Genomic DNA, 24,056 nt, shown 5'->3' on the forward strand with positions numbered 1-24,056 from the left:
GCTCTCGGGTATGCTCGGGAACAATTTTGTAACGCCAATAAGCCGAGCCATGACCCGTCTACTGCGCTACACCCTGCTGGGACTGCTGATCGTGATCGGCCTGATCGCCGTGATGATCTACAGCCTGACCTGGCGCCCCGACGCCAAAGAAGTTTTGCCAGTCAGTTGCAGCGCCCAGGCACCCACCCTGGTCCCCGGGCAGGCGTTGAAGGTGATGACCTGGAACGTCCAGTACCTTGCCGGCAAGCGTTACGTGTTCTGGAATGACCTGGCCGCCGGTACCGACGAACGTCCCACAGCGGAAGACATGGCTTTCAGCCTCGACGAAGTGGCGCGGGTGATTCGCGACGAACAGCCGGACATCGTGCTGTTGCAGGAACTGGACGACGGCGCCAAGGCCAGCGATTACCAGCACCAGTTCAAACTGCTGCAAGAACGGCTCGCCGACTTGTATCCCTGTGGCACCAGCGCGTTCGACTGGAAGGCCGACTTCGTGCCGAACCCGCACATTTTCGGCAGTGTCGGCCGGCAACTGGCGACCCTGAGCCGTTACCAGATCGAACATGCCGAACGGCTGCAACTGCCCATAGCCTCGGGAAATCCGGTCAGCAGCCAATTCAAACCCAAAGACGCCTTGCTGGTGAGCTACTTGCCGTTGAGTGATGGCGGACAATTAACAGTGCTCAATACCCATCTGGACCGCGCCACCCAAGCTGACAATACCTTGCAAAACCAGGTGACCGCCGTGGCCAGGGCCCTCGATAAACTCGAAAGCCGTGGCACGCCGTGGCTGATCGGTGGGGACTTCAACCTGTTACCCCTGGGCCAGTATCGGCGCCTGTCCGATGCGCAACGCGCACCCTACTCCGCCGACAGCCCGCTACACCTGCTGTGGGACAAGTACCCGATGATCCCGAGCAACAACGAAGCCAGTGGTATCGACCGCGAACGCTGGCTGACCCATTACCCGAACGATCCCGGGCTGAACGGACCGGACCGGACCGTCGACTACCTGTTCTACAGCCCGCGGATCAAACGGGTGGAGGCGATGGTGCGGCAGGACGATACGTTGCGCATCTCCGATCACCTGCCGGTGATTGCGCGGTTCCTGTTGCCGGCTGCACCCTGACACCTCACTCCAGTCAGACACATAACCTGTGGGAGCGAGCTTGCTCGCGATAGCGGTTCATCAGACACAGATGTGTTGAATGTGCCGCCGCCATCGCGAGCAAGCTCGCTCCCACAGGGTCTGTGTATGCCCGACTTAATGCACCTCCTCCAGATCATCATGCAGCAACCCGAAGATCTCGCGCTTCATCTCGATGAACGAGCGCTCCATGACCATGTCCAGGTTGCGTGGACGCTCAATCGGCACATCCAATATCTGTTTGATCCGGCCAGGTCTGGCGCCCATGACGTAGACCCGATCGCCCAGCAGAATCGCCTCGTCGATGTCGTGAGTCACGAACAACACGGTCTTCTTGCTGTTGCCCCACACCCGCAGCAACAACTGCTGCATTTGCAGGCGCGTCTGGCTGTCGAGGGCGCCGAAGGGTTCGTCCATCAGCAGGATCTGCGGGTCGTTCGCCAGCGCCCGGGCAATCGCCACGCGTTGCATCATCCCGCCAGACAGCTGCTTGGCGTAGTTGTCGGCAAAGCCGCTCAGGCCCACCTCATTGACGTAGTAATCGACGATGTCCTTGCGTTGCGCCGCTGGCATGCCGCGCCGCTTGAGGCCGAACTCGACGTTCTGGCGCACCGTCAGCCACGGGAACAGCGTGTAGCTCTGGAACACCATGCCGCGATCCGCACCGGGGCCTTCCACCTGTTGGCCGCCGACGTAAATCTCGCCTGATGTCGGTTCGGCCAGGCCGGCGGTGAGGTATAGCAGGCTCGACTTCCCGCAACCCGAAGGCCCCACCAGTACCGCAAATTGCTGGTCCGGCACCTCGAACGACACTTCCTCCAACGCGGTAAAGGTACCGCCATCGGGCTTCTTGTAACTCAGGCTGACCTTGTCCACTTGCAGCCGTGGCGCGTTCACCGGGGCAGCCTGAGGGGCGGTAAAACGATGAGTGGCGGCGGTTACTGAGCCCATGCGGTAATCCTCAGGCGTAGGAAACGGAACAGTTGATCGGTGACCAGGCCCAGCAGGCCGATGATCGCGATGGCCAGGAAAATCACATCCACCTGAAAGCCACGCATGGCCTTGAGGCTCAGGTAACCCAGGCCACTGGAAGCGGCGACCAGTTCAGCCACCACCAGGTAAGTCCAGGCCCAGCCCATGGTCACCCGCAAGGTGTCGAGCACGCCCGGCAGGGACGCCGGGGCGATCACATGCAGCACCGCGTCACGACGGTTCGAACCGAGGGTATAGGAGGCATTGATCAGGTCCTTGGAGATGCCTTTGGACACGTCCGCGATCATCACCAGTTGCTGGAAGAACACGCCGAAGATGATCACCGACACCCGCTGCTCCAGACCGATGCCGATCCACAGGATGAACAGCGGCACGAACGAGGTCACCGGCAGGTAGCGAATGAAATTCACCAGTGGTTCAAGGAACGCCTGGACGATGCGGAAGCTGCCCATCAGCAGTCCCAGCGGCACCGCCACCAGGGACGACACGATGAAACCGACCATCACCACTTCGACACTGGCCCACACATGCTGGCCGAGGGTGCCGTCGCGCCCCAGGCGCACGGCGGCCTCGACCACCGCGCCCGGCGTCGGCAGGAACATGCCCGGCACCACGCCACCGTAGGACAAGCCGGCCCACAGGCCGACCAACAGCACCCAGGCCAGGCCGCTCGCGCTCCAGATCACCGAGACCGGCAAACCGGTCTTGGGCGTGATGCAGCGGCTCAGCCATGAATTGCGCTTGAACATGCAGCCTCCTAGAGCGGGGTGACGAAGCGGTTGTCGATCAGGTCGTCATTGCTGACGTTGTAAGGCTTGCCTTGCAGCTCGCTGGCGGTCTCGTTGGCCAGCTTGATCAGCGGCGCGCTGTCACCCGGCTTGCCCGGTGCGCCCAGAAGTTTTTCGCTCATGGCCTGATCGTAGAAGCGCACGCCCTGGGCGGCGGCTTCGAGCTCCTTCGGATCGGCCAGATAACCGCCAACCCCCTTGGCCATGATTTTGTAGGCTTCCTGCGGATGATCCTTGGTGTACTGCACGGCTTTGTACAAACCGGCCACCAGGGCCTTGACGTCTTCCGGCTGTTTTTCGATCACAGTGCAATTCAGTGCGACCACGTCGACGATCACCCCCGGTGTGCTGCTGCTGTCGATCAGCACCTTGCCCTGTTTCTTGTCGCGAACCATCGACAGGTGCGGCTCCCAGGTCACGGCGGCGGGTACGCGACCGGCGATGAACGCCGTGGCGGCATCGTCGGCCGTCATGTTCTGCACGGTGATGTCGCTCATTGTCATGCCGTTCTTCTTCAGCAGATACGACAACCAGAATTGCGAGGTCGAACCTTCGTTTACCGCCACGGCCTGGCCCTTGAGCTCTTGCAGGCTCTTGACGTCCTTGCCCACCAGCACGCCGTCGCCACCATGGCTGTCATCCAGCGCGGCCACGGCCTTGAAGCAGAATTGCGGGCGATACTTGAGCACCTCGTCGATGGTCGACGCCGAGCCGGACAACTCGCCGGAAGCTTGTGCGGCCATGTACATCGCCGCTTCCTCGACCACCGGCAATTCGACGGTCAAACCGTTTTCCTTGAAGTAGCCAAGGTCCTGGGCCAGGTACAGGGTACCGTAGCCGACCCAGGTGGTATGACCGATGGACAGGGTGCCGGCCTGGGCGCTAGTGGCGACCGTCGCGGCGATGGCGGTGACCGCCAGTGGATGGGCAACGCGGGTAAGCAAGGACTTGATCATGGAGCACTCCCAAAGCTGTTGATTTAGTTTTGTCATGGGCAGTACGGCCAACGGCCCTCATGCAGCTGCGGCCTGTGGTCTCTGATGGACCCTTCGRCGTGCAGCATTGGGCTGGCTGGAGAGATCGATGTTGGCCCAAGGGCGGGATTAGGAAAATGAGGAAATATGTGGATGCGAACGATGAAAAAACTCGTTAGCGCGCACCGTCAAAAGGCGCTATTTACGGGATTGCTCTAGGTGGGTGCAAGACGATCGAAATGTGTTGAATAGGCCATAGCATTCGCGGGCAAGCCCGCTCCCACAGGTTATGTGTCGTGCCCAAAACGTGCGACCGACACAAATTCTGTGGGAGCGGGCTTGCCCGCGAAGAGGCCCGCAAGAGCGCTACAAAGTCAGAGCCGGCCGTATTCCTGCGCCGTACGATCCATCGCTTTCAGGGTCTTGCTGATCAACTCGTCAATCTCTTCACGACTGGCAATCAACGCCGGCGCCATGATCATCCGCCCCAAGGTCGAGCGAATGATCACCCCTTCCTCAAAACCAATCGTACGGCAGCGCCAGGCAATGTCGTTCTCGTTGGCAAAACGCTTGCGGCTGTTTTTGTCTTCGGCCAGTTGCAGCGCCGCGACCATGCCGGTGCCCTGGATATCGCCCACCAGCGGGTGCTTGCCGAACACTTCGCGCAGGCACTGTTGCAGGTACGGGCCGATGTCATCCTTGACCCGCGTCACCACGCCTTCATCGCGCAGGGCCTTGAGGTTGGCAATCGCCACCGCCGCCGCCACCGGGTGCCCGGAATAGGTCAGGCCGTGGGCGAACACACCGCCCTGCTCCACCAGCACCGAGGCCATTTTTTTCGACAGGATCAAGCCGCCCATGGGGATGTAGCCCGAGGTCAAACCCTTGGCGATGGACAGGGTGTCCGGCTCGAAACCGAAGTACTCGTGGGCGAACCATTCGCCGGTGCGACCAAAGCCACCAATCACTTCATCAGCGCACAGCAGCACATCGTACTTGCGGCAGATGCGCTGGATTTCCGGCCAGTAGCTTTCTGGCGGGAAGATCATACCGCCGGCACCCTGGAACGGTTCGGCGATGAAGCCTGCGACCTTGTCGGCGCCCAGTTCGAGAATCTTCGCTTCCAGTTGCTGTGCCGCACGCAGACCGAATTCGGCCGGAGTCAGGTTGCCCTCGTGGGCGAAGAAGTACGGCTCGTCGATGTGCTCGATGTCCGGAATCATGCCGCCCATTTCGTGCATGAACTTCATGCCACCCAGTGCCGTCGCAGCCAGGGTCGAACCGTGGTAACCGTTCCAGCGGCCGATCATGATTTTCTTCTCGGGCTTGCCGAGCACCTGCCAGTAGCGACGCACCGTGCGGATCAATACCTCGTTGGCTTCAGAGCCGGAGTTGGTGTAGATCGCGTGGCTGTAGTGACCCGGCAGCAGGCTGAACAGCAGCTCGGACAGCTCGATCACCTGCGGGTGGGTGGTGTGGAAAAACATGTTGTAGTACGGCAGCTGCTCCAGTTGCTGGCTCGCAGCAAAGGCCAGGTCCTTGCGCCCGTAACCGAGGTTGGTGCACCACAACCCGGACATGCCGTCGAGGTAACGCCGGCCATCGTTGTCCCACAGGTGCAGGCGCTCGCCACGGACCATCACCCGTGGCCCCTCGTCATTGAGGGCTTTCTGATCGACGAACGCATGGATGTGGTGCGCAGCGTCGGCGGCCTGGTAGTCGCGGGTTTCACGTGGTGTGGTCATCGCCAGTTCTCCGTTTTGTTATCAGCGCAATTGAAACCAGGTGGTCTTCAACTGGGTGTATTTATCGAATGAATGCAGGGACAGGTCGCGGCCGAAACCCGACTGCTTGCCACCGCCAAAAGGTACGGTCACGTCCAGTGCATCGACGCTGTTGACCGACACCGTACCGGCCCGCAATTGTCGGGCCACACGATGGGCGCGGTTGAGGTCGTCGGTCCACAGTGAAGCTGCCAGCCCGTAGACGCTGTCGTTGGCCAAGTGCAAGGCATGGGCCTCGTCGTCGAACGCCGTGACGGCCAGCACCGGGCCGAACACTTCATCGCGAAACAGCGGCATGTCCGGGGTCACGCCGGTAAAAATCGTCGGCTGAATGAAGTTGTCCGAGCCGTTGAAGATCGACTGCCGACCGCCACAAACCTTGGTCGCGCCTTGCTGCTCGGCCTGCTGGATGAATTTCATGATGCGCGCGGTCTGACGGCTGTCGACGATGGCCCCGGCGGCGCTCGACGGGTGCAGCGGATCCCCCGGCAACCAGCGCTCGGCCTGGGCCTTGAGGCGTTCGACGAACTCGTCATGAATCGAGCGTTGCACCAGCAGCCGCGAGTTGGCCGAGCAGACTTCGCCCTGATTGAAGAAGATGCCGAACGCGGCTTTCTCGGCGGCCAGATCCAGGTCCTGACAATCGGCGAACACCAGGTTCGCGCTCTTGCCGCCGCACTCCAGCCACACTTGCTTGAGGTTCGACTGGGCCGAGTACTGCATGAAATACTTGCCGACTTCGGTGGAACCGGTGAACACCAGGCAATCGACGTCCGGGTGCAGGCCGAGGGCCTTGCCGGTCTGCTCGCCAAGGCCCGGCAGCACGTTCAACACACCCGCTGGTACACCGGCTTCCAGCGCCAGCTCCGCCAGGCGCAGGGCAGAAAAAGGCGACTGCTCGGCCGGTTTGAGGATTACCGAGTTACCGGCGGCCAGGGCCGGGGCGAGTTTCCACGCAGCCATGTCCAGGGGGAAATTCCACGGCACCACGGCCGCCACTACGCCCAGGGCTTCACGGGTGATGGTCGCCAGCACGTTCTGCGCACTCGGCGCGACCTGATCGTAGAGTTTGTCGAGGCTTTCGGCGTACCAGCGGAACACTCCAGCGGCACCCGGCACGTCGATGTTGTAGGCATCGGCGACAGGTTTGCCCATGTTCAGCGAATCGAGCAGTGCCAGCTCTTCACGGTTTTCGAGAATCAAGTCGGCCAGGCGCAACAGCACTTGCTTGCGTTCGGTCGGTGAGCGCGCTGCCCAGGTACCCGCCTCGAAGACCTGCCGCGCATTACGCACCGCCGCGTTCACGTCTTCCTCGCCACATGCCGCGACATTTGCCAGGCATTGACCGGTGGCGGGGTTGATCGCTGCGAAAGTCTGCCCCGACTGCGCCCCACGGTGCTGGCCGTCGATCACGGCATGGTCGGGAAACCGCAGGGATGCGACTTTGCGTTGCCAATACTCAAGCTCGAACACGTTCAGATGCTCCAGAGGACATTCTTGTGTATTGGATAGTCGCTCAGGCCCAAGCGGTGGAAAACCAGTAAAAATGTGTTCGCAGGCCAAGAAAAAACTACGTAGCCAATCTCCCTTCTGGCGCAGCATGTGGTTATTGTTCAACCACAACAAATCGCTGCCCGAGCGGATAGGGGTGGCGCGCAAATTGCCAGGATGCCTGATCTGTTCTCCCCCCGAGGTTTGCTGTGGCTGCCTACAATCTGCGTCAATTGAAATACTTCATCACCACCGTCGAATGCGGCAGCGTCGCCGAGGCCTCGCGCAAGCTGTACATCGCACAGCCTTCGATCTCCACGGCCATCAAAGGGCTGGAAGACAGTTTCGGTGTGCAACTGCTGATCCGCCATCACGCCCAGGGCGTGTCGTTGACCCCCAGCGGTGCCCGCTTTTACCGCAAGGCCCAGGAGCTGCTGCGCATGGCCAAGGAGTTCGAGCAGAACGCCCTGGCCGACAACGACGTGGTGTCCGGGCAGATCGATATCGGCTGTTTCGAAACCGTCGCACCGCTGTACCTGCCGCAATTGATCGCCGGGTTTTCGGCGTTGTACCCGGGGGTGGAAATCCGCATCCGCGACGGCGAGCAACAAGAGCTGGTGCAGGGCCTGACTTCCGGTGCTTTCGATCTGGCGATCCTCTACGAGCACGACCTCGACGGCACCATCGCAACCGAACCCTTGATGCCGGCGCAACGGCCTTACGCATTGCTGCCGGCGGATCACCGCTTTGCCCAGCAGGCGCAGGTGTCGCTGCGGGACCTGTGCCTGGAGCCGATGATTCTTCTGGACGTGCAGCCGAGCCGAACCTACTTCGTCAGCCTGTTCGATGAGCTGGGCCTGACGCCACGCATTGCCTTCAGCTCACCGTCGATCGAGATGGTGCGCGGCATGGTTGGCCAGGGATTCGGTTTTTCGATCCTGGTGACCAAACCGCATTCGGAGTGCACCTACGACGGGCAGAAAGTGGTGTGCGTGGACATCGCTGAAGAGGTCACTGGTTCGGGGCTGGTGGCGGCATGGCTCAAGCGCGGGCAACTGACCAAACCGGCGCAGTTGTTCGCGGACTATTGCCGCGAACAGCTGACCGCAAAATCCGAAAGCTCAACGCCGTCCGTGTAGGAGCTGCCGCAGGCTGCGATCTTTTGACGTTGATTTTTTAAGAGCAAAAGATCGCAGCCTGCGGCAGCTCCTACGTTATCGCGCTGCGATTACTTGCGCGGTTTGATCCGCGCAGTCGCCTCGGCCACCAGCGGATCATCCGGCCAGTAATCGCCCGTATCACCTATCGATCACCTACATTGACACCGCTCCGGATATTGAAATCACTCGGTAAGGCGGGAATTCGGCCAGAGAAGGTTGACTGTCAATGAGGATCGATAGGATTGACAAAAAATAAGACAAATATGGGGAGGATTGACAGGCATCACCGTCGGTTTTTGAGGAAACGCAATGAAGATTGACACCTTAGGGAGTCGCATGCCCGCAACCATCAAGCCACTTGTATTTGTCGTTCTTCAAAAATCACGTTTCGTTCAGCGCGTGCTTGAGTCAGCAAATTGCGATCACCGTCTACATAAGTGATGTTGTTTTTTACTTCGTAGATGTAGGCGACTGAGTCGTGGTCGCTCAGATGCTCTATTCGAAGCAAACGTTCCATACGCCAATCGCCACTTCCATTTAATCGGCCAGGCGTGACCAGTTGAATGCTCTCCACCTCGCGCCCGGAATGGGGATCAGACAGGAGGTCATCTAGAAGGGCGAGGCTATCGAGCATTAGGATGCTTCTTATCTGTTCAAATTTAACTCTCTGCACAACGGTGACATAAAACCAGACGTGAGCCAGCGTGAGCTCAACATATTTCCACGTTCGGTAATCTTCGCTGAAGTATTGGCGAAATAATGGGTCTTCTGCGTCGATCGGAGTTCTAAACATCAAATCATATCCTTTGTATACTCTATAGAGTATAGCGATTTTTCCTTTGCAAAGGCTTCATCTTTCCTTTTGCGAGCATCGGCAAATGGAACTGAAGAAGGCTTTCGGATTAGCGGTTCGCGACATCCGGCTTAGCAAAGGCCTACCCCAAGAGGCCCTCGGGCCGAGTCAACCCTTCGTCAGCGATTTAGAGCGCGGCATGAAATCGCCGAGCCTGGAAAAAATCCATGAGTTAGCGTCCTCACTGGGTGTCCACCCTTCCACTTTGTTTGTTTATTGCTATTTCAAGGCGGGCGAGGCAAAAGAATCGGCAGAAGATATTTTGGTGCGCGTGCAGGATGAGTTAGGAACTATCGGATTGAGCTCAAAAAAAGGTTGATGAAAAGCGACCAACCTCAATAATCGACAAAGCGGGCAGCAGTTGCCGGAAGGGGCGGCAGCTGAGCGTTCGAATGTTGTCGATTTCTGCCTGTCAAAATTGGCCGAAATTGGCCGGCAGATGCCGGCCATGAGGGGCAGAACGGCAGTAGCCCAATGGCCTTGAAACTGAAGATGGCGTAAGCCTAGAAGCGGATTAGGCTCTAGTCTCCGTTTTGCTCAATGTAAGTGGCGTTGCGAAGTAGCCGCTCGAGGGGGGGGCGGATCGAGTCAGGCAAGTAGACTCCTCCTCAGTCGTTCAAACGTCAAAGACTATTAATAACTTCATTTAGCTCGTCGCGTGAAATAAGTCTGCGATGATATTCATGTTTGTCATGCCCCGAAAGAGGGCCAATTACTAACGGATGGCTTGCAGAAACGTCATGAGTAATCAATACCGTAACAGCCACATTACTGTCGATAGATCTAGTTTCGTGTAACTGACCTGCACGCATGGAATATCGCATGCCCGTAGAATATTTTTGGATCTCCCCATCCGTGATATTTAAGGTTTCATTTTTTCTTACAAGAACTGAACTATCGCCAGTATAACTTGCTTCATAAACAGAGCATGGCATTCCAGCCCCATCAATAAACACGCATCTGTTAATAATTTCACCAGCTAAAACCCAGCTTGTAAAGTTGAAGACATGATCATGAATGGTTACCCCTTCACCTTGGTTAAGGTTTTCGGAAATTGGCCAAATATGCAGTCGCGCTTTTCTATCGCCCTCCACAAAAAAGACACATGAAATAAATCCCAGCGGATGAGCGCGAAACTCGAGACCTCGACCCAAGCACATCTCGATTACATCTGCAGGGCTTAAAGTCCATGCATCAAGAGCTATTTGCAGGGTAGAGATGCTTTGAATGTCAGCTAAATTAGTAGGGGTCTGACGGAGCATTGATTGCCTTCCTAATCACTTCAAGGTCTAATTTGCAGTTCTCGATTACACCCTTCAATCCTGAGCACTTAATTATCTCCTCCAGCTTGGAGGCAGTAACCTCGTCTTGAAATTCAACCTTGCCGCAACATTTAAACTCTTCTGCCTGACGCTCAATTAATCGTATGTCATCTTTATAGGAGTCATAAAAATACGTGCCCGCATCGGCTCTTAGTGCGCACGCCTCTTTTTCTTCCTTTGTTACTATCACATGGTTTTCTGATATATCAAACCGAAATGCAGAGAACGATTTAACAAAAAACAATCTTATACCGAGTAAGGGCTCAGTGGACTGGTATTTAAAAGCTGAAATTGCAGTAGAAACAATCTCTTCTTGAACGACCTTACAGCTCCATGGCGTACCTTTTCTTCCGGATTTTAGACTTTTTCGATATGTTGCATACTTGGTGCAAAGTGCGTCATCCCTTGGATCTAGGAGATATACAGTTATGTCACGACCGATCCCATCATTTCGTGCAGCTTCCGCCAATTTAGGAAAAGTAGTGGCTCTTGTGTAACGGCCGCAAGCCCCTTTATATATCCAGAACTTGCTCGTCAGCGTAGCCTCTTTTAGCAAATGACCAATTTGCTTCGGCTCGACAATCTCTATGGCAGATCGCTTCACAATTTCAGGTCTAAGCCAGAATACAAAACTCCCAATAAAAACGGTTACAATTATTGAAGTAACGAGATTATCAAGCAATGAGATCAATGCAGTTTGGGCACTTGAGGAGATTAGCTTCTCKATTTCTGGAATTAATAAAAATYTAAGAAGCACAGCAATCAAAAAAACTAGCGAAAGCACTATGTAGAAAGTTTGTCTGTAGTGCTTTTTTGATAAAATTTCGTCCATATTCTCAGTGCTCACTAATGTTATTCATAAGCTCACACCGAGATGAGCAGGGGCGTATCCGTGACATATCGCTGACCGGTGACTCAGCGATGATAAATGCCATCATCCAAGGGCGGACCATCAGTAGTGACTCCGCTGATGGAATCCCTTGGCTCAAAGATTGATCCTCCAAATATCGCGTCAAAATCAGCTTCCACATCCCGTAGGTAGTCCAAGATGATCTCCAATAGCCCTCGGAACGTGTGGCAGTGCCATTCGATGTGTGGAGTTATTACTGCGAGAACCCTGGCTTTGAATTCATCTAAATCCGTCGGAACGTCCAGCAGCGAGCCTGTGTGCAACACCGGCGCCATGCTCATGTAATTGAACATGGATAAGGCCATTAGCGACGTACTACTCTTATTTCTCAAGTGATCAAACTTTTCTTGGTCTTGAGGACTAAGATTTTCGTAAGCACGGTCCCGCAAAGTGTTGCACGGTTCGGTGTATTGAAGCGGGTTGTCCGCCGCATCACCGACAAGTGGGCAAAAATACCTTTTCCACCAGGCTTCAAAATATCGTTGCTGGAACTCCAGGTACGTCAGCCCTACAATGTTTGTGTTTTGCGTATACCGCTTGGCACCCTGCTGAAGCCCATGCTTCGAAATGATAAATCCGATGTTGGCACCGGTTTCATGCATAATCGTCGTGAACGAGTGCACTACGGACTGGGGTATGGCGCTGCCCCAATTCTTGCATTCCACGATGTATCTGACCTTGTCCACACTCCGGACGTCTACCGCCATGACATCCACATTCACTGAGCCACGCGGCGTTTCGAGATCAACCTCTACGTCTGCCGACAGGCCGACATTACGGAAAATTCGTTGCACACCACTTTGAAGGTCTCGCCAGTCTTGTGGTAGCGGATTGTCGATCACACCTGCGTCTCCTGTGTGCAGTTCGCAAGCAAGGAAGGCTACTGGGTCGCACGAACGACGTCCACCAACTGTTCTCATCACCAGAGTTGGATACAGTGATGGTCCATCAGGTCCTCTATTCACCCTATCGGGCGGCGACCTGCCCCCACCCGGCTCTTGGGTCATCGCAGGGATCACACACTTTGATTGGGTTACTCATCGACGGAGATCCTTCAGAGCGTTCCTGACGCACTTCAAATAGTTCACAGGTTTCGGACTGATGTCATACCGGTTAACTCCCCAACAATCCGCTTCGTTGCCGCTAATCCAGACAACTTCGTCGGATGGGATCTTCTCGATAAAAGCCATCACTGCACCGTATGCTGTCCCATGGGCTATTGCATGCTCCGCAATCGCTTCGTTGCAGAGAGTTTCGATTTTTCTTGTTTGTGCATTAAAGCAGCCATGAAACCCGAGGTATGAACCAGGAACGGCTACATGCTCTCGTCCAGCAATGAAAATAATTGCGGCGCAAGCGGAGATGCACCTCCCGCCTGGAGCTATATAGGTATTTACGTAGTTGGCATCGATAACCCCGGATAGTGCAAACGCAGCTTGAACACTGCCCCCAGGGCTTTCCAGAACCAATGTGTAGTATCCATACGAATGTTTGGCATTCGGCGTCAGAGCAGCTTTGAAGCGAGTTGCATCTCCAGCCACAATCTCACCGCGACCCAGGATTGCGGGTTCACCTTTCATGGCCACCACGTCAAAGGTCATCGCAGACGAGCACTCACAAGCAAGTGACCATAAGGCGATTGCGACTAGCTGCGCGACAGGCGCTCTCATGGTATTCGATTCATTTCGGCGCATTAGCGTCCAATTCCTTATAGACGGCAAACCGTGTCGCGATGGCATGTCGTATAACGCTTCTTGTCGGTCTGTAAGTCCTTTTCTAGCTTAGACGTGAACACGGCAAACGCGACATTGCCCAGAGAGAAACACGAAAAGGTGATGGCCAGCCCTACTGCCTAGTAGCTTCGAAAGAAGCATCGGTGATAATTCTGATTTGTGATTCTTTGGCCATCCGTCCGCTCTTGGCCGAGACTGTGTAAAAACGTTTTTGAGCGCGACAGGTACTCAAAATCGGACTGGAAATCACGTTTCTACGCGAAATCCACATATGCTGACGTGCCGATAAATTTCAGATTTAACGTAGATGCGCATACTTCAATTTTGGTGAAGCGTTTTTACACACTCTGGGCCGTTTTCTGCCGTTCATGGTTACGGAACGTGCTGGTCAAGTCCGATGCAAATGGGTGGTCAAGTCAGTGCAATTACCCACTTTGCCGAAGCGCAGGGCATCAAGGGCTTTGCCGTTGAGCTGTAAAAGGTAGGACTTCACGATTCGGTGATCCGTGACGCCGGCGTGTTTTGTTTACTTACGACGCTGCGCCAGACGTAGCATCAGGTCTCGGGCTTCACCGTACCCATACGCGCGCAGGAATCCATCGTAGGTGTCGGGGAATGCGATGATTCGCCCTGCGTAATACTCGAGAGGCACCGCTATGTCGGCCTCGTTCAAATAGTTCTGTTCGATGAAGTGCTCAAGCACGAGCATGTGGTCAAAGAAAGACTCGAAGCTGTCGCGTATGAACTCCTGCTGCTTGTCGAACCCCATACCCTTCTGGTGCACCACAAGCGCCAGTTTCAGATCCCTCCAATGCACCGTGAAGGGCTGCTCTTCGTAGGTAAAGGTTCGTCCTGACCAGTCCATCATCCGCATTGCCGAGCGCGCCAATGGGTCGGTGAAAATCTCCTTCATCATGTCCCGCGCCGCGGCAAGTTGCTTTTGACGATGCTCGTTCTGTTTCTCCTGAATAGCTTTCGTAGCAGATCGGAGACCGTTCCTTACACCCCAGAATGCGATGAATATGCTCACTACGGCACTGACAATGACAATCCAGTCTTTGAGGGCAATGGGCAGGAATGTATCTTCCTTGGGCATAGCATCAGTGGCCAAGGCCAATGTAGCTGGTATCAGTATCATTAGCGCAACCTGCCAGGCGATGTGTAGCCCCTTCTGTGTAGCTTCCATGTAGAGACCTCGATGGGGTGGGTCTTCAGTTACACGTTTACGGCAACCGGCTGAACAACGGTTGGCAGTACCACCGGGTCGATCACCTGCGTCAGCAGGTATTCATGGCCTTCAACATGCCAGTTTGCCCAGATCCTTCCCCTCTCATCAGGTTCCAGACTCAGCCAGTTCCTTTCTGGAACCAGGAAGTGCCCCTTGAAGCCAATCGGCAACATACGAGCCCGGACCCCATACTCGATGATCTCTTCCCCGGCCCCAAACTTCTCCATGAAGTAAACGGCCACAGCTGCAGGTGGGGTGTGCACTATTCCGGTCGACACCAACTGAAAGATGGCTCCGGCTCCATTTCCATGCTGAGGCAGGGTCGACTCGATTACTGCCGCCGCCGCAACGTGAACGTCTCCGCTCACAATGGTGACCCGGACTCCTTTCGCAGCGAAATTCAACAACCGCTTGATCAGCCGCTGCCTTTCATCACGATGTGGCTTGCTGCGCCAGTGATCGCGCAGGTCGTCCTCGAGTTCCCATTGGCCTGGCAGGGCATTGAGAGCAACCTCCGCGGCGTTCAAGTCGAGGTAGGCAACTGGAAGGCTGGAATACACGATCAGGTGCTTGTGGCTCGCAGTGCCGGGCTCTTCCAGCCACTTGAAAATAGCGTCCCAGGTGTGCTCCGAAGCGATCCGGGTAGGCGTGAATCCCCCCTTCATGGTGAGGTCTGGCTGGCGTTCACTCCGCAGATCGGGGACTAGAAAAGCAACCTCTCCCACGCCGGTATAAGCGAGGCTAAGCCCCTTGGCCTCCGGCTTCTGGCCGGGCACGGCGGACGGGTGTACCTGACCGTCGCCCAATTGTTGCTGGAAGATTCGGTAGTACCGAGTCGCAAGTCGGAACAAGTTTTGGTAGACCTCACACTCGTGCAGATCCTGTGGGTATGAGCCCCAGCCATCAGTAATGTCGTGGTCATCCCACATGGCCACGTAGGGAATGGATTGGAGAATCTCGCGTGGGCCTGCCTGGTTCCAGCGCTGCACATAGAGTTGGGCGAAGTATTCGTCGACTTGCTTTTCCAGCTTCCTGGTCCACTTCGCATCTACCTGCTTACTGTGCGACTGATCAGCCCAGTCCTTCATCTCTCCCGGGATTACCATCAGGTCATCGGTGTAGACCTGATCTCCTCCCAGGAACAGGAGGTGGAACTCCTTGTCCTTGACCTTGTGGCGCGCCGCCATGTCAAACCAGCGCTCGTTCTGCCGATCTTTCACTTTTTTTCGGTATTTGTCGGCAGAGAACCCATTGCACGACCCATAGGCCAAGCGGGGAGACTTCCCGGACGGCGGGACAAAGAAACTGGCTTTTCCGCCGGACACATCACAACTGCATTTCCGGGACTCAAGGCCAGCTTGTTGAATGACCGACAGATCCACCCTCCAGACATCTTGAGTTGGCGCGACGAATGGGATTGAAGCGATCTTGGTGAGATTGTCCACCGTGCAATTGGTTACCGCTGGCTGCGGTTTTGCATCGCCCTTATCCAATACGACCAGGGCTGAGACCTGATACTGACCGTTGTTGATACCGCGAAAATGCAGGATGGGACCGAGTAACAGGCTCATGCGCTGTCCTCCGTGACGGAAATTGGAAGAAGCCCGTCCTCGCTGACCCAATGCACTCCAACAGCGGCGGCCGCAGCTTTCTCGATAGTTGCACTTTGATACTAGCTGGCACCTAAAAAGTTGCCAGATAATCCAGCCGCTCTGTAGAGGGCAATTAATACAGCAGCTCGGCCTGAGAGAGCTTCAGGGCCACAACCTGACAGGCAACTTGAGTCGACGCAGCAACGTCCGCTTTTGGCCGAGGCTGTGTAAAAACGCTTTTGAGCGCGACATGTACTCTAAATCGGACTGGAAATCGCGTTTCTACGCGAAATCCACATCTGCTGACCTGACGTGCCGATAAATTTCAGATTTAACGTAGATGCGCATACTTCAATTTTGGTGAAGCGTTTTTACACACTCTGGGCCGTTAGCTGCCAGTCGTGAAAGGCAGCTAGTAGTCTGATCACGCAACGCCCAGCCACTCCAGGCGCTCCTCGAGATTGACGCGGGTGGCGCGAGCGTCATGCAGTAGACGAATATCGGCGGCGTCATAACCGCTCTCCTGGAGCATGCGGCTGATCAGGTAGCCATGGCCTGCGGGTTCCTATGGCTGCCCATGTGAAACGTCAACAGGCCCTAGGGAGACTCAAAGCCAGAATTGGCTTCGTAGCCTGTAGGTGTCCAATTGATTTCCCGGCCCCCATCACAATCTCCACCTCCCAGGCATGCCCCGGCAAAGGACGCCCCATGCCCACAGAAAACAAACTCACCCTGAACCCGTGCACACCAATCACAACGGGGACGGGCAGCACGCAACGCCCAGGCCGGAAGTTCTGGGACAATCCGCCTGTCAGATGCTGAATTCGCTGCTAAGTTTTGCGCGAGTTTTGCGCAAGCCTGAAACGAGAAAGTGGATCAAGCCGCTAAGTGATTGATCCCCTTACGAAATATGGTCGGGACGAAGTGATTCGAACACTTGCCCCCTAGCACCCCATGCTTGAAAATGGGCATAAGGCCCAGCATTTACTGGCTCTCCCTCTGGCGCTCGCTGCAAACGATGCCTAACAGAGCCAAGCATGAAATAGCGAATCCCCGAAAAAGTCCCCACGCCTTTTTCGGCTCATCTCCGGCGCCCTGCCGAATGATCACACCTTACCTGACTGCTACGCTTCCTCTATCCACGGAGGAATACCATGCCTCACTCTGACCTGCTCCCTTCCCTGCTCTTCAAGATCAACGAGAATCAACTCGCCCTCGAGGCCGCCATCATGGAGCTCACGAACTGGGTTGAGCAGCGCGGGGCAGCCGACGTCGCCGACAACGTACGTGGCGCCTTGGAGGCCATCGACCGGAATGAAGAATTCATCAAGATGACGCTTGCGGTATTTATAACACCCGAGTAAGCCTCTATCCGTCATCAGCACATGCGATAGGCCGATGATGGATTGGAACAACTGATCATAAAGTGAGCTCTGTGACAGAGTTTGACGAATATGCATTCGGTTTCTGTGGAGGTAGACAGGTACCATTCTTCATGTCCAACAAAGAAAAGAAAAACGGACAAACACTGTTTTGCCCCACCCGTAGATTTATTGAAAATAACCCATAATATTTTGCGAACTTGCTTTCTTAGGGCTTAGTTCAACATGCTTAATAACCGACTGCGGCACTTGCCAGGTTTTCTTCAAATCAACACTTTTAGCTCTTTCTGCCACATAGAAGACGCCTTCTGACTTCACGATCAGATACAGAGGATGCCCGTCCTGAAACCTACTCCCATCACTAAGTGTAATAACTATATCCGGCTTATCTAACGCGCCTGAAAACTCGAGAAATCCGACAATTCTCCCACACGCACGGGCCATGTCCAAAGCTAGAAAAACATACACTAACAGAATCAGAAAGCGCCCCCCGACAGAGAGACTCATCAGAAAATTAGAAAAAGAAAACCTTCTAAACGACAGCAGCAGGACAACAACCAACGAAATAGGCAATGGCCCAATCAACAAAAACCACTTCAGAAAGTGAGTAACTTGATGAGTAAGCTGCTCATTCTGCTCGCGTAACGCACTGTCTTTTAGTGCCCCCGAGAGCCAACCCGACAAAGTTTCCACATTACTCCAATATATGTTTATGGCCCAGCCACTAAACAAAAAAAGGACAATGAAAAGTGGTACATTATCGCACAATGCCCTACTAAAACTTTCTTTCTTCCTAGCTTCCGAGCTGACAACCATCCAGATGACAAGCCCGGCCAGAAAAAATATAACAACAAAAGTCCGAATACTGTCTGCCACGGGAATCTTTATATCGGAACCATTAATAAAATAGAAATCAAAGTAGCTGGTATAAAAATAATTACCAATATACGTTGCCACTGCAAAAAGCAAAGAGACTACTGCACCCACCTCTACCTTTGAGCGAGCCCACTCGAGTAAACTTTTTATCTGTTCGTTCACGATATAATTCTTTCAATGCGTGTCGCGGACACCCCAAACCTTCTTACAAGATAAGCATACAGTGCCGCAATTGCGAATACGACAAGCGATAACAATGACCCCGTCACCATAGTTTTTAAATACACCGAAACAAAATGATTATGAACATTCAATAAATCAACAAGCCACACTGCAAACGCCCCTGTAAAAACCTCGATGGCAGGAATTAACTGCAGTGCTACTTTGACCAGCACTCCCACCTTTAGCGACGTCAAAAATTCATGCTTCATCTTCAAAATCGCCCATGCCTCTATAAAGGTATAAATACAGGCAAAAGAGATAATCCCGGCCAACATCGCTATTATTTTTACTACACCACTATAGTCCGTCAGCACGGCGGCAACAAAGCTAGCAACAGCACTCAATGACACTAGCAAACACCACTTAATAAATAGTTTTAATGTAATATCCATTCGTTGTATCTCCTGCATTGGCTCACACATTCGTAGTGGCTACTCATGCTGAGTGTAGTCGCACCTGCATAAACTGAGGGAAACGCTGATCTACTCGGCTTTTCGCCCCCAAGGCGCCCTACAAGCCTTGATTTATAAGGGGGCAATATCTGAATTTTGAATTAATCAGCACCTCCTTAGGCTCTGTACGAAAACCCTTGAAACACCGAAATGGGTAGAATCGCCGCTATCAAAGGCAGGAGCTCCTGATGGCCAAGGGTTATGACAGTGAGCGCATCCGCGAACAGATCGAGACACAGGGCGCCCAACCGGTGATCCCCAGAAAGCGCAACTCGATCAGGGGCAATGCCGACCTGGACAGGGGGCTGTATCGCTACCAGCATTTGGTGGAAAACGCCTTTGCGCGGCTGAAACACTACCGGGCCGTGGCGTTTCGATACGACAAGCTGAAGCGGAATTACGAGAGCATGGTAGCCATGGCCTGCGGGTTCCTATGGCTGCCCATGTGAAACGTCAACAGACCCTAGCAATCTCATATGCGATATGTGAGACGTTTATGATGGCGCGCGGTCTTGGTGAGAGAGATCTACTTGGCGACCGCAGAATCGCCGGTGTATTGCATGGAGGTTCCGGAAAGACGGGGCTATGGGAAACGATCGATAATGAGGAAGCGTTCAGTGGCATGCCAGCCACGAAGGCCTCGCTATTGCATCAGCTCGAAAGAGCAGCGCATTTCATTGTGCAGTCGGGAAGGATGCAAACCGCTGTGTACTACCGCGGAGTAAAGCTTGGCGGAGTAAATCGCAAGCACCGCCACTGCTACATCTCGGAGGGTGTAGTCCTCCGAAACGAATTTGCAGAGTTTCTATCGCATCATGGGTTTCGGCGGAAATGCAAGACCCAGGCATCAAGTTCCCACGAACATATCTGGTGGGAGGTGCCGTGAAAGCACTCCGTGCAATTTGGTTCAGCGTTGCAGCAGGCTCAACTCGTCGTCGATCACTCGCTTCGCGTAATCTACGCCCTTTTAATTTCCCGCGGATGTCCGTCCTGAAGCGACCCTGCTTCGGGAGATGCATTCAAATCGAATTTTGTTCGCCTCAAGCCGTTCGCGAACGTCTGTAAAGGGTCGGTTACCGTCCTTCGCGACAGGCAAAAAACGGCCGATTCTGTTGAAAAAGTCGGCTTCAGTTTCCACGGCAGAAAAGTATGCGCTTGAGATTGAAATCCTTACTTTGCACAGAGGGTTCCGGGCTCAGATTTCACGTAGCAGCGTGCAAAAAAGGCGTTTTCACTGCTCAATGCATGGGCGGCCAGGCTGGGCCGACTTTTTCAACAGAATCGGCCAAAAGCAGACCATGGACATGCTGCTGATGCGCCAGAAATGTGCTAGTAAGTCATTTCGCTTTTTCTCCTTGCCTCATGTTGCGTTTCTGGCGCGACACTCAAACCAAACAAGGAGTTACGCATGGACTAGGGACGTTATCAGACACAATCGGCGGAAAACATTACCCCACTTGTGTCGTCTACTTATAGTTAGGCCTCATACGTTTCAACCTTGTCGAAGGAGAGATCGCACACTTATTCTAACCCTGGACAACCATGGTGCACCGGAATTTAATGGCATACGGCAGCCATAGGTAATGCCCGAAATTCTGCCGGGCCAGTTTCGCACTTATGTAGCTACAGACTAAGTAGCGTCTAGGGTTTTCCAAGTTTTTGGCCCTATAATCCCATCTGCGACCAGACCATTTTTACGTTGAAACTCTCGCAACGCAGCTTCAGTCTTTGCGCCAAAATAACCATCAGAAATACAGTTAAGCCTTACTTGAAGGCTTCTAACCAAATCACTAACTACACCCCGCCTAAGGGTAGGGCGAGGCACATTGTTAGAGTTAACATCAGCCTCTACAGAAGGAATTAATGGGCGCTTTACAGCTGAGCCATCTAGATGCGCTTGTACGTCGGCCCGAAATTTTATCATATCAAAATTTGGATCAGACTTTCGCCCGGGCGGAGTTGCAAACTCTTTATGCCCTATACAAAAATCGACACTAGCATTTATTTTTTTCAGTATAGCCGCAACACCACACACATAGCTATAATATTGAATTTCGGACCATTCCTCGCTCGGCAAGCCTGAATGCTCAGCTTCGATCCCGATAAAACTACTATTACCTGTGCTAATCCCCCGAAAAATACCGACACCGGCATGATTACATCTGCCGGCGGCAATGACATAGTATGTTCCATCTCTTCCTAGGCCTAGCTGGGCTAAAGGACCCTGGAGGTCAGATCGGCCGTTTACAAGTGTTTTTAGCGTCGGCATATTGCCTACAATCGCGGTTGCAGTGTGGTGACAGATGACCCCTCGAACGGTGCCCATTTCAGCCCGGCCTCTAGTTGTCCACCCATCGACCAGTGCTACTTTAAGGCTTGCTGCTTCAAGGACTTCAGGCAACCAAATCAATGAGTAACTCATTACACGCCCCCTCCTTTAGCAGGAGGCAAATCTTCATCAGCCGTCACATCAACCACTTCCAATCCGCACGCATCCCGATCACCATCCGGTGACGACTCGCTCAACGGAAGAGGATCATTTAAACCTCCTTGCCGCGTGTCATCTCCATTACCTTGGCTAGTTTTAAAAATGGTGTTAAATGTCTCACTTAATTTATCAGTTGCCTGCTTGGAGAACATCCCCACCATGGCAGCCAATGCGACAATAGCATAAATATTAATTTTACTTGGATCATCTCCAACGGTTAGAAAACCGCCTCGGAAAGCCATATACATAATGAAGGACAACGCCATCCCGGTAAAAGGCCTTAACAAATACCACCAAATCCAATTATTGGTTAGCCTTTGATTACCAACGAAATCACCAAAAGAAGTTGCCGTATGGACAAATGAGCCAATTCCACCTGATAACATGACCAGCAAAACAAACACCGTATCGATGGTTATATCCTTACTTACATCAAAGGCAAGTGACAACTTTATCACCGTACTTCCTTTATTGCCAGGCACAAGCGCCCACGGCCAAAGATTCACAAACAAGTAAATCATAAGTAAAATAAAAAACATCAACCCGACACCGACTGCTCTAATTTGCCCAGGCGACGCAGCCTTACCACTATCAATGGTAACTGCTAAGACACTTAGATTGCTATCTGCATCACTCATGACCAAGCTCCAATTATTATTGGAAAACAATATCCTCCAGTCATAAACTGTTGCTTCTCGACTACCCATTTCTGAGACAGGCATCCTGCCTAAATCTTGACGATAGCTTACCGCGTAAAAATTTCAAGCCACTCACTTCTTCTAAAATTCAAGAGTGCTCACTCGCACCTAAAAACCAAACAAACCTCTGCGCGACGCTAAAATAAATCCATATTTTTCATAGCCCTATACTGAACCTGGCAGCTGATAACATCTGAGTAGCTGCTACGTTAAAGCTTCTTAGGCATAGCATGTGTCAGCTTTTCAAAAAATATGACCTATGCTACCGCGATACAACACATACAAATTTTATATTCGGCGGGGAGGAGCACCGATGATCAATTTGCTACCAATATCTGGTTCCTTCCATGCATTGATCGCCGTGCGGTCACTTGTAATCTGTTTTGCGATTACACTACTATCAGGCTGCTCGTTTCGAGGCACCCCCCCCTTATACCAACCCAGCGCAGATATTATTAATCGTATTGACCTGACCGCTATAGACTTAGCCAATCTGCAAGCAGCAACGTCAGAACAGGAGCGCAACCGCCTACAAAACAAAGCTATCGCTGTTATCAATCTTAATTTCAATCAATTTGAACGAGACTTGGTAGCTGATCGTGCCGATACCTCCGCCGCAGTTGCCGGAACGACTCTGGCATCCAGCATCGCAGGCGTATTAGTCGGTAGTGCCTCTGCGAAAGAAAACTTTGCCCTACTCAATGCAGGTGTCATAGGCGCGTTTGGAATCGTCGACAAAAACTATTTTTACGATAAAACCGTGCCAGCGCTTGTCTCTGCAATGGGGGCCGCGCGCGCCTCAGTATTACTACATATAAAGACGAGTCAACGCGACACCGTTGAAATCTACGACGGCACAGCGGCTATGGACGACATCAACGCCTACTTCACTGCTGGAACCGTGTTTGGCGCAATTTCCGTAATTACGACCAAAGCCGAGAACGATAAACAGACTGCGTTGGATAAAGTACGTGCACTTGAAGTACCAACGAACGACGAAATTACACGTCGCAAGGCCATTCGAGACTCGATATGGACGATAGATGATCAAGCTATGGGTAAAGCAAATATCGCTTTATCTGCGCTCGGCCTCTCTACGCAGAAGACCGCAGAGGATACCCGTGCCTCTCTGCTAGATATACTGAGAAATGGAACTCCTGAACGTATAAACAGTCTGGAAAAAGCGCTAAAAGGTTCGGGCCTTCTAAAGTAGGAGAAAAAATTATGGCTAATTATCATGTAGAACTCTCCGGACAATTTACACTGGATCAACAGTCGATAGCTATCGAAGGGGAGGAAGCGCTCGGATCAAAGTTCGTAGGCAGCCAAATTTGGACGAATGCCATAAACATAATCTCCAATCTGGTTGAATTCGAAGAGCTTAATACTGCCCCCATCCCCTCTCTCGGCATACCAATATTATCCAAAGCTCTACCCGATGGAGTGACACCGACTTGGGTTGGTCCAATGATTGTTCAAGGCTCAGTAGCTAAGGTGTACTTACTGCGCTCTTAGCGATCAGGTAGAACCGGATTTTCCGCGTTAATCGCGCCCGTTTCGTTAGTTGGCGGTAGCTTTCTGCAAAGGAGCTACCGCACTATCGAGATAGCTGGGTAATCAATTCACGTAAATTACAACTGCCTTTGAGCGATAAGGACAAGCTATGTATGAATCGCCCTTGATTCTGTAGCACAACTGACAGGCCRCTTTGGGTCCAGAGTGTGTAAAAACTGGTTCAAACATCGTCGACACTAGCGCCGACGATGTTTGGCTGGCTAACTACACCTAAAGCGCTCTTCGTAGCTCCAGCCCGCTTTTAATGCCACCAGTAACGCTTCTCAGCTCGTCCATCGGGCAAAACAGAAGGCTTTTCAGGCCGCCAGCGCTTTCATCAGATTCTGCGTACCGAGGATTTTCATCACTCGCTTCAAGTTGTAAGCGAGCACATTCAAGCTCATTTCGG

At 53.4% G+C, this 24,056-nt stretch carries 21 protein-coding genes and 1 pseudogene; 6 read left to right on the plus strand and 16 right to left on the minus strand.

The features are described from left to right. Positions 1-49 precede the first annotated feature (49 nt). Positions 50-1,129 (plus strand): endonuclease/exonuclease/phosphatase family protein, encoded by a 1,080-nt coding sequence (locus AC1DXW_RS20440; protein ID WP_477760374.1) that lies wholly within the window; start codon positions 50-52, stop codon positions 1,127-1,129. Positions 1,130-1,264: 135 nt separating this feature from the next. Here the strand turns inward: AC1DXW_RS20440 and AC1DXW_RS20445 are convergent, their stop codons facing one another. The 5 genes from AC1DXW_RS20445 to AC1DXW_RS20465 all read right to left on the minus strand — a co-directional run bounded on the left by AC1DXW_RS20445 (position 1,265) and on the right by AC1DXW_RS20465 (position 7,159). Beyond that, entirely contained in the window at positions 1,265-2,098 is an 834-nt protein-coding gene (locus AC1DXW_RS20445) for an ABC transporter ATP-binding protein (RefSeq protein WP_477754998.1), read from the minus strand. After that, positions 2,086-2,889, minus strand: a complete 804-nt coding sequence (locus tag AC1DXW_RS20450; RefSeq protein WP_007990681.1) for an ABC transporter permease — start codon at positions 2,887-2,889, stop codon at positions 2,086-2,088. The genes AC1DXW_RS20445 and AC1DXW_RS20450 overlap by 13 nt, the downstream gene beginning before the upstream one ends. An 8-nt stretch (positions 2,890-2,897) precedes the next feature. After that, positions 2,898-3,884, minus strand: a complete 987-nt coding sequence (locus AC1DXW_RS20455) for an ABC transporter substrate-binding protein (RefSeq protein ID WP_477754997.1) — start codon at positions 3,882-3,884, stop codon at positions 2,898-2,900. A gap of 392 nt (positions 3,885-4,276) precedes the next feature. Next, on the minus strand, positions 4,277-5,647 hold the full coding sequence (locus AC1DXW_RS20460; RefSeq protein ID WP_477754996.1) for an aspartate aminotransferase family protein: 1,371 nt from the start codon (positions 5,645-5,647) through the stop codon (positions 4,277-4,279). Between the two features lie 21 nt (positions 5,648-5,668). Beyond that, complete coding sequence (locus AC1DXW_RS20465; protein ID WP_477754995.1) at positions 5,669-7,159, minus strand: aldehyde dehydrogenase; 1,491 nt, start codon at positions 7,157-7,159, stop codon at positions 5,669-5,671. Positions 7,160-7,386: 227 nt separating this feature from the next. Here AC1DXW_RS20465 and AC1DXW_RS20470 point away from each other — a divergent pair, with 227 nt between their 5' ends. After that, positions 7,387-8,316, plus strand: coding sequence for a LysR family transcriptional regulator (locus tag AC1DXW_RS20470; RefSeq protein WP_477760375.1), 930 nt, complete (start codon positions 7,387-7,389; stop codon positions 8,314-8,316). A gap of 370 nt (positions 8,317-8,686) precedes the next feature. On the opposite strand, the gene AC1DXW_RS20475 is transcribed toward AC1DXW_RS20470, so the two are convergent. Beyond that, positions 8,687-9,130: a hypothetical protein gene (locus AC1DXW_RS20475; RefSeq protein ID WP_477756756.1), complete on the minus strand. Its 444-nt coding sequence runs from the start codon at positions 9,128-9,130 to the stop codon at positions 8,687-8,689. Between the two features lie 85 nt (positions 9,131-9,215). Between AC1DXW_RS20475 and AC1DXW_RS20480 the strand changes: the two genes are divergently transcribed. Next, a complete protein-coding gene (locus AC1DXW_RS20480) occupies positions 9,216-9,509 on the plus strand; it encodes a helix-turn-helix domain-containing protein (RefSeq protein WP_477756757.1) in 294 nt (97 codons plus the stop codon). Positions 9,510-9,813: 304 nt separating this feature from the next. Here the strand turns inward: AC1DXW_RS20480 and AC1DXW_RS20485 are convergent, their stop codons facing one another. From AC1DXW_RS20485 to AC1DXW_RS20510, 6 genes are all read right to left on the minus strand, one after another. After that, a complete protein-coding gene (locus AC1DXW_RS20485) occupies positions 9,814-10,452 on the minus strand; it encodes a hypothetical protein (RefSeq protein WP_477756758.1) in 639 nt (212 codons plus the stop codon). Beyond that, positions 10,430-11,344, minus strand: coding sequence for a hypothetical protein (locus AC1DXW_RS20490; protein WP_477760376.1), 915 nt, complete (start codon positions 11,342-11,344; stop codon positions 10,430-10,432). The genes AC1DXW_RS20485 and AC1DXW_RS20490 overlap by 23 nt, the downstream gene beginning before the upstream one ends. A gap of 83 nt (positions 11,345-11,427) precedes the next feature. Continuing rightward, on the minus strand, positions 11,428-12,264 hold the full coding sequence (locus tag AC1DXW_RS20495; RefSeq protein WP_477756528.1) for a restriction endonuclease: 837 nt from the start codon (positions 12,262-12,264) through the stop codon (positions 11,428-11,430). A gap of 195 nt (positions 12,265-12,459) precedes the next feature. Continuing rightward, positions 12,460-13,002, minus strand: a complete 543-nt coding sequence (locus tag AC1DXW_RS20500) for a hypothetical protein (RefSeq protein ID WP_477756529.1) — start codon at positions 13,000-13,002, stop codon at positions 12,460-12,462. Between the two features lie 679 nt (positions 13,003-13,681). Beyond that, entirely contained in the window at positions 13,682-14,341 is a 660-nt protein-coding gene (locus tag AC1DXW_RS20505) for a hypothetical protein (RefSeq protein ID WP_477760377.1), read from the minus strand. Positions 14,342-14,370: 29 nt separating this feature from the next. Next, positions 14,371-15,954, minus strand: a complete 1,584-nt coding sequence (locus AC1DXW_RS20510) for an alkaline phosphatase D family protein (protein WP_477760378.1) — start codon at positions 15,952-15,954, stop codon at positions 14,371-14,373. A 1,175-nt stretch (positions 15,955-17,129) separates the two neighbouring features. On the opposite strand from AC1DXW_RS20510, the gene AC1DXW_RS20515 reads away from it, so the two are divergent. Further along, positions 17,130-17,339, plus strand: coding sequence for a hypothetical protein (locus AC1DXW_RS20515; protein WP_477760379.1), 210 nt, complete (start codon positions 17,130-17,132; stop codon positions 17,337-17,339). A 186-nt stretch (positions 17,340-17,525) separates the two neighbouring features. Here the strand turns inward: AC1DXW_RS20515 and AC1DXW_RS20520 are convergent, their stop codons facing one another. Together AC1DXW_RS20520 and AC1DXW_RS20525 are read right to left on the minus strand one after the other, a co-directional pair. Then, a complete protein-coding gene (locus AC1DXW_RS20520; protein WP_477756901.1) occupies positions 17,526-18,395 on the minus strand; it encodes a hypothetical protein in 870 nt (289 codons plus the stop codon). Further along, complete coding sequence (locus AC1DXW_RS20525; protein WP_477756902.1) at positions 18,392-18,847, minus strand: hypothetical protein; 456 nt, start codon at positions 18,845-18,847, stop codon at positions 18,392-18,394. The genes AC1DXW_RS20520 and AC1DXW_RS20525 overlap by 4 nt, the downstream gene beginning before the upstream one ends. A gap of 248 nt (positions 18,848-19,095) precedes the next feature. Between AC1DXW_RS20525 and AC1DXW_RS20530 the strand changes: the two are divergent. Next, a pseudogene (locus tag AC1DXW_RS20530) lies at positions 19,096-19,356 on the plus strand (transposase); the annotation flags it as partial. 1,181 nt (positions 19,357-20,537) lie between these two features. Here AC1DXW_RS20530 and AC1DXW_RS20535 read toward each other — a convergent pair. Both AC1DXW_RS20535 and AC1DXW_RS20540 read right to left on the minus strand, forming a co-directional pair. After that, positions 20,538-21,329 (minus strand): peptidoglycan recognition protein family protein, encoded by a 792-nt coding sequence (locus tag AC1DXW_RS20535; protein WP_477756890.1) that lies wholly within the window; start codon positions 21,327-21,329, stop codon positions 20,538-20,540. Beyond that, the gene (locus tag AC1DXW_RS20540; RefSeq protein ID WP_477760380.1) at positions 21,329-22,033 is read right to left on the minus strand and encodes a hypothetical protein; all 705 of its coding nucleotides are present in this window, start codon (positions 22,031-22,033) and stop codon (positions 21,329-21,331) included. The genes AC1DXW_RS20535 and AC1DXW_RS20540 overlap by 1 nt, the downstream gene beginning before the upstream one ends. Before the next feature lie 373 nt (positions 22,034-22,406). On the opposite strand from AC1DXW_RS20540, the gene AC1DXW_RS20545 reads away from it, so the two are divergent. After that, a complete protein-coding gene (locus tag AC1DXW_RS20545) occupies positions 22,407-23,306 on the plus strand; it encodes a hypothetical protein (RefSeq protein ID WP_477760381.1) in 900 nt (299 codons plus the stop codon). The last annotated feature ends 750 nt before the right edge of the window (positions 23,307-24,056 follow it).

The organism is Pseudomonas sp. P4_C4 (assembly GCF_056402055.1).

Bases quoted from the DNA above. Each gene is read 5' to 3' on its own strand.
- AC1DXW_RS20440 (WP_477760374.1), top strand. From the start codon at position 50: ATGACCCGTCTACTGCGCTACACCCTGCTGGGACTGCTGATCGTGATC.
- AC1DXW_RS20445 (WP_477754998.1), bottom strand. From the start codon at position 2,098: ATGGGCTCAGTAACCGCCGCCACTCATCGTTTTACCGCCCCTCAGGCT.
- AC1DXW_RS20450 (WP_007990681.1), bottom strand. From the start codon at position 2,889: ATGTTCAAGCGCAATTCATGGCTGAGCCGCTGCATCACGCCCAAGACC.
- AC1DXW_RS20455 (WP_477754997.1), bottom strand. From the start codon at position 3,884: ATGATCAAGTCCTTGCTTACCCGCGTTGCCCATCCACTGGCGGTCACC.
- AC1DXW_RS20460 (WP_477754996.1), bottom strand. From the start codon at position 5,647: ATGACCACACCACGTGAAACCCGCGACTACCAGGCCGCCGACGCTGCG.
- AC1DXW_RS20475 (WP_477756756.1), bottom strand. From the start codon at position 9,130: ATGTTTAGAACTCCGATCGACGCAGAAGACCCATTATTTCGCCAATAC.
- AC1DXW_RS20480 (WP_477756757.1), top strand. From the start codon at position 9,216: ATGGAACTGAAGAAGGCTTTCGGATTAGCGGTTCGCGACATCCGGCTT.
- AC1DXW_RS20485 (WP_477756758.1), bottom strand. From the start codon at position 10,452: ATGCTCCGTCAGACCCCTACTAATTTAGCTGACATTCAAAGCATCTCT.
- AC1DXW_RS20500 (WP_477756529.1), bottom strand. From the start codon at position 13,002: ATGAAAGGTGAACCCGCAATCCTGGGTCGCGGTGAGATTGTGGCTGGA.
- AC1DXW_RS20505 (WP_477760377.1), bottom strand. From the start codon at position 14,341: ATGGAAGCTACACAGAAGGGGCTACACATCGCCTGGCAGGTTGCGCTA.
- AC1DXW_RS20510 (WP_477760378.1), bottom strand. From the start codon at position 15,954: ATGAGCCTGTTACTCGGTCCCATCCTGCATTTTCGCGGTATCAACAAC.
- AC1DXW_RS20515 (WP_477760379.1), top strand. From the start codon at position 17,130: ATGCCTCACTCTGACCTGCTCCCTTCCCTGCTCTTCAAGATCAACGAG.
- AC1DXW_RS20525 (WP_477756902.1), bottom strand. From the start codon at position 18,847: ATGGATATTACATTAAAACTATTTATTAAGTGGTGTTTGCTAGTGTCA.
- AC1DXW_RS20535 (WP_477756890.1), bottom strand. From the start codon at position 21,329: ATGAGTTACTCATTGATTTGGTTGCCTGAAGTCCTTGAAGCAGCAAGC.
- AC1DXW_RS20540 (WP_477760380.1), bottom strand. From the start codon at position 22,033: ATGAGTGATGCAGATAGCAATCTAAGTGTCTTAGCAGTTACCATTGAT.
- AC1DXW_RS20545 (WP_477760381.1), top strand. From the start codon at position 22,407: ATGATCAATTTGCTACCAATATCTGGTTCCTTCCATGCATTGATCGCC.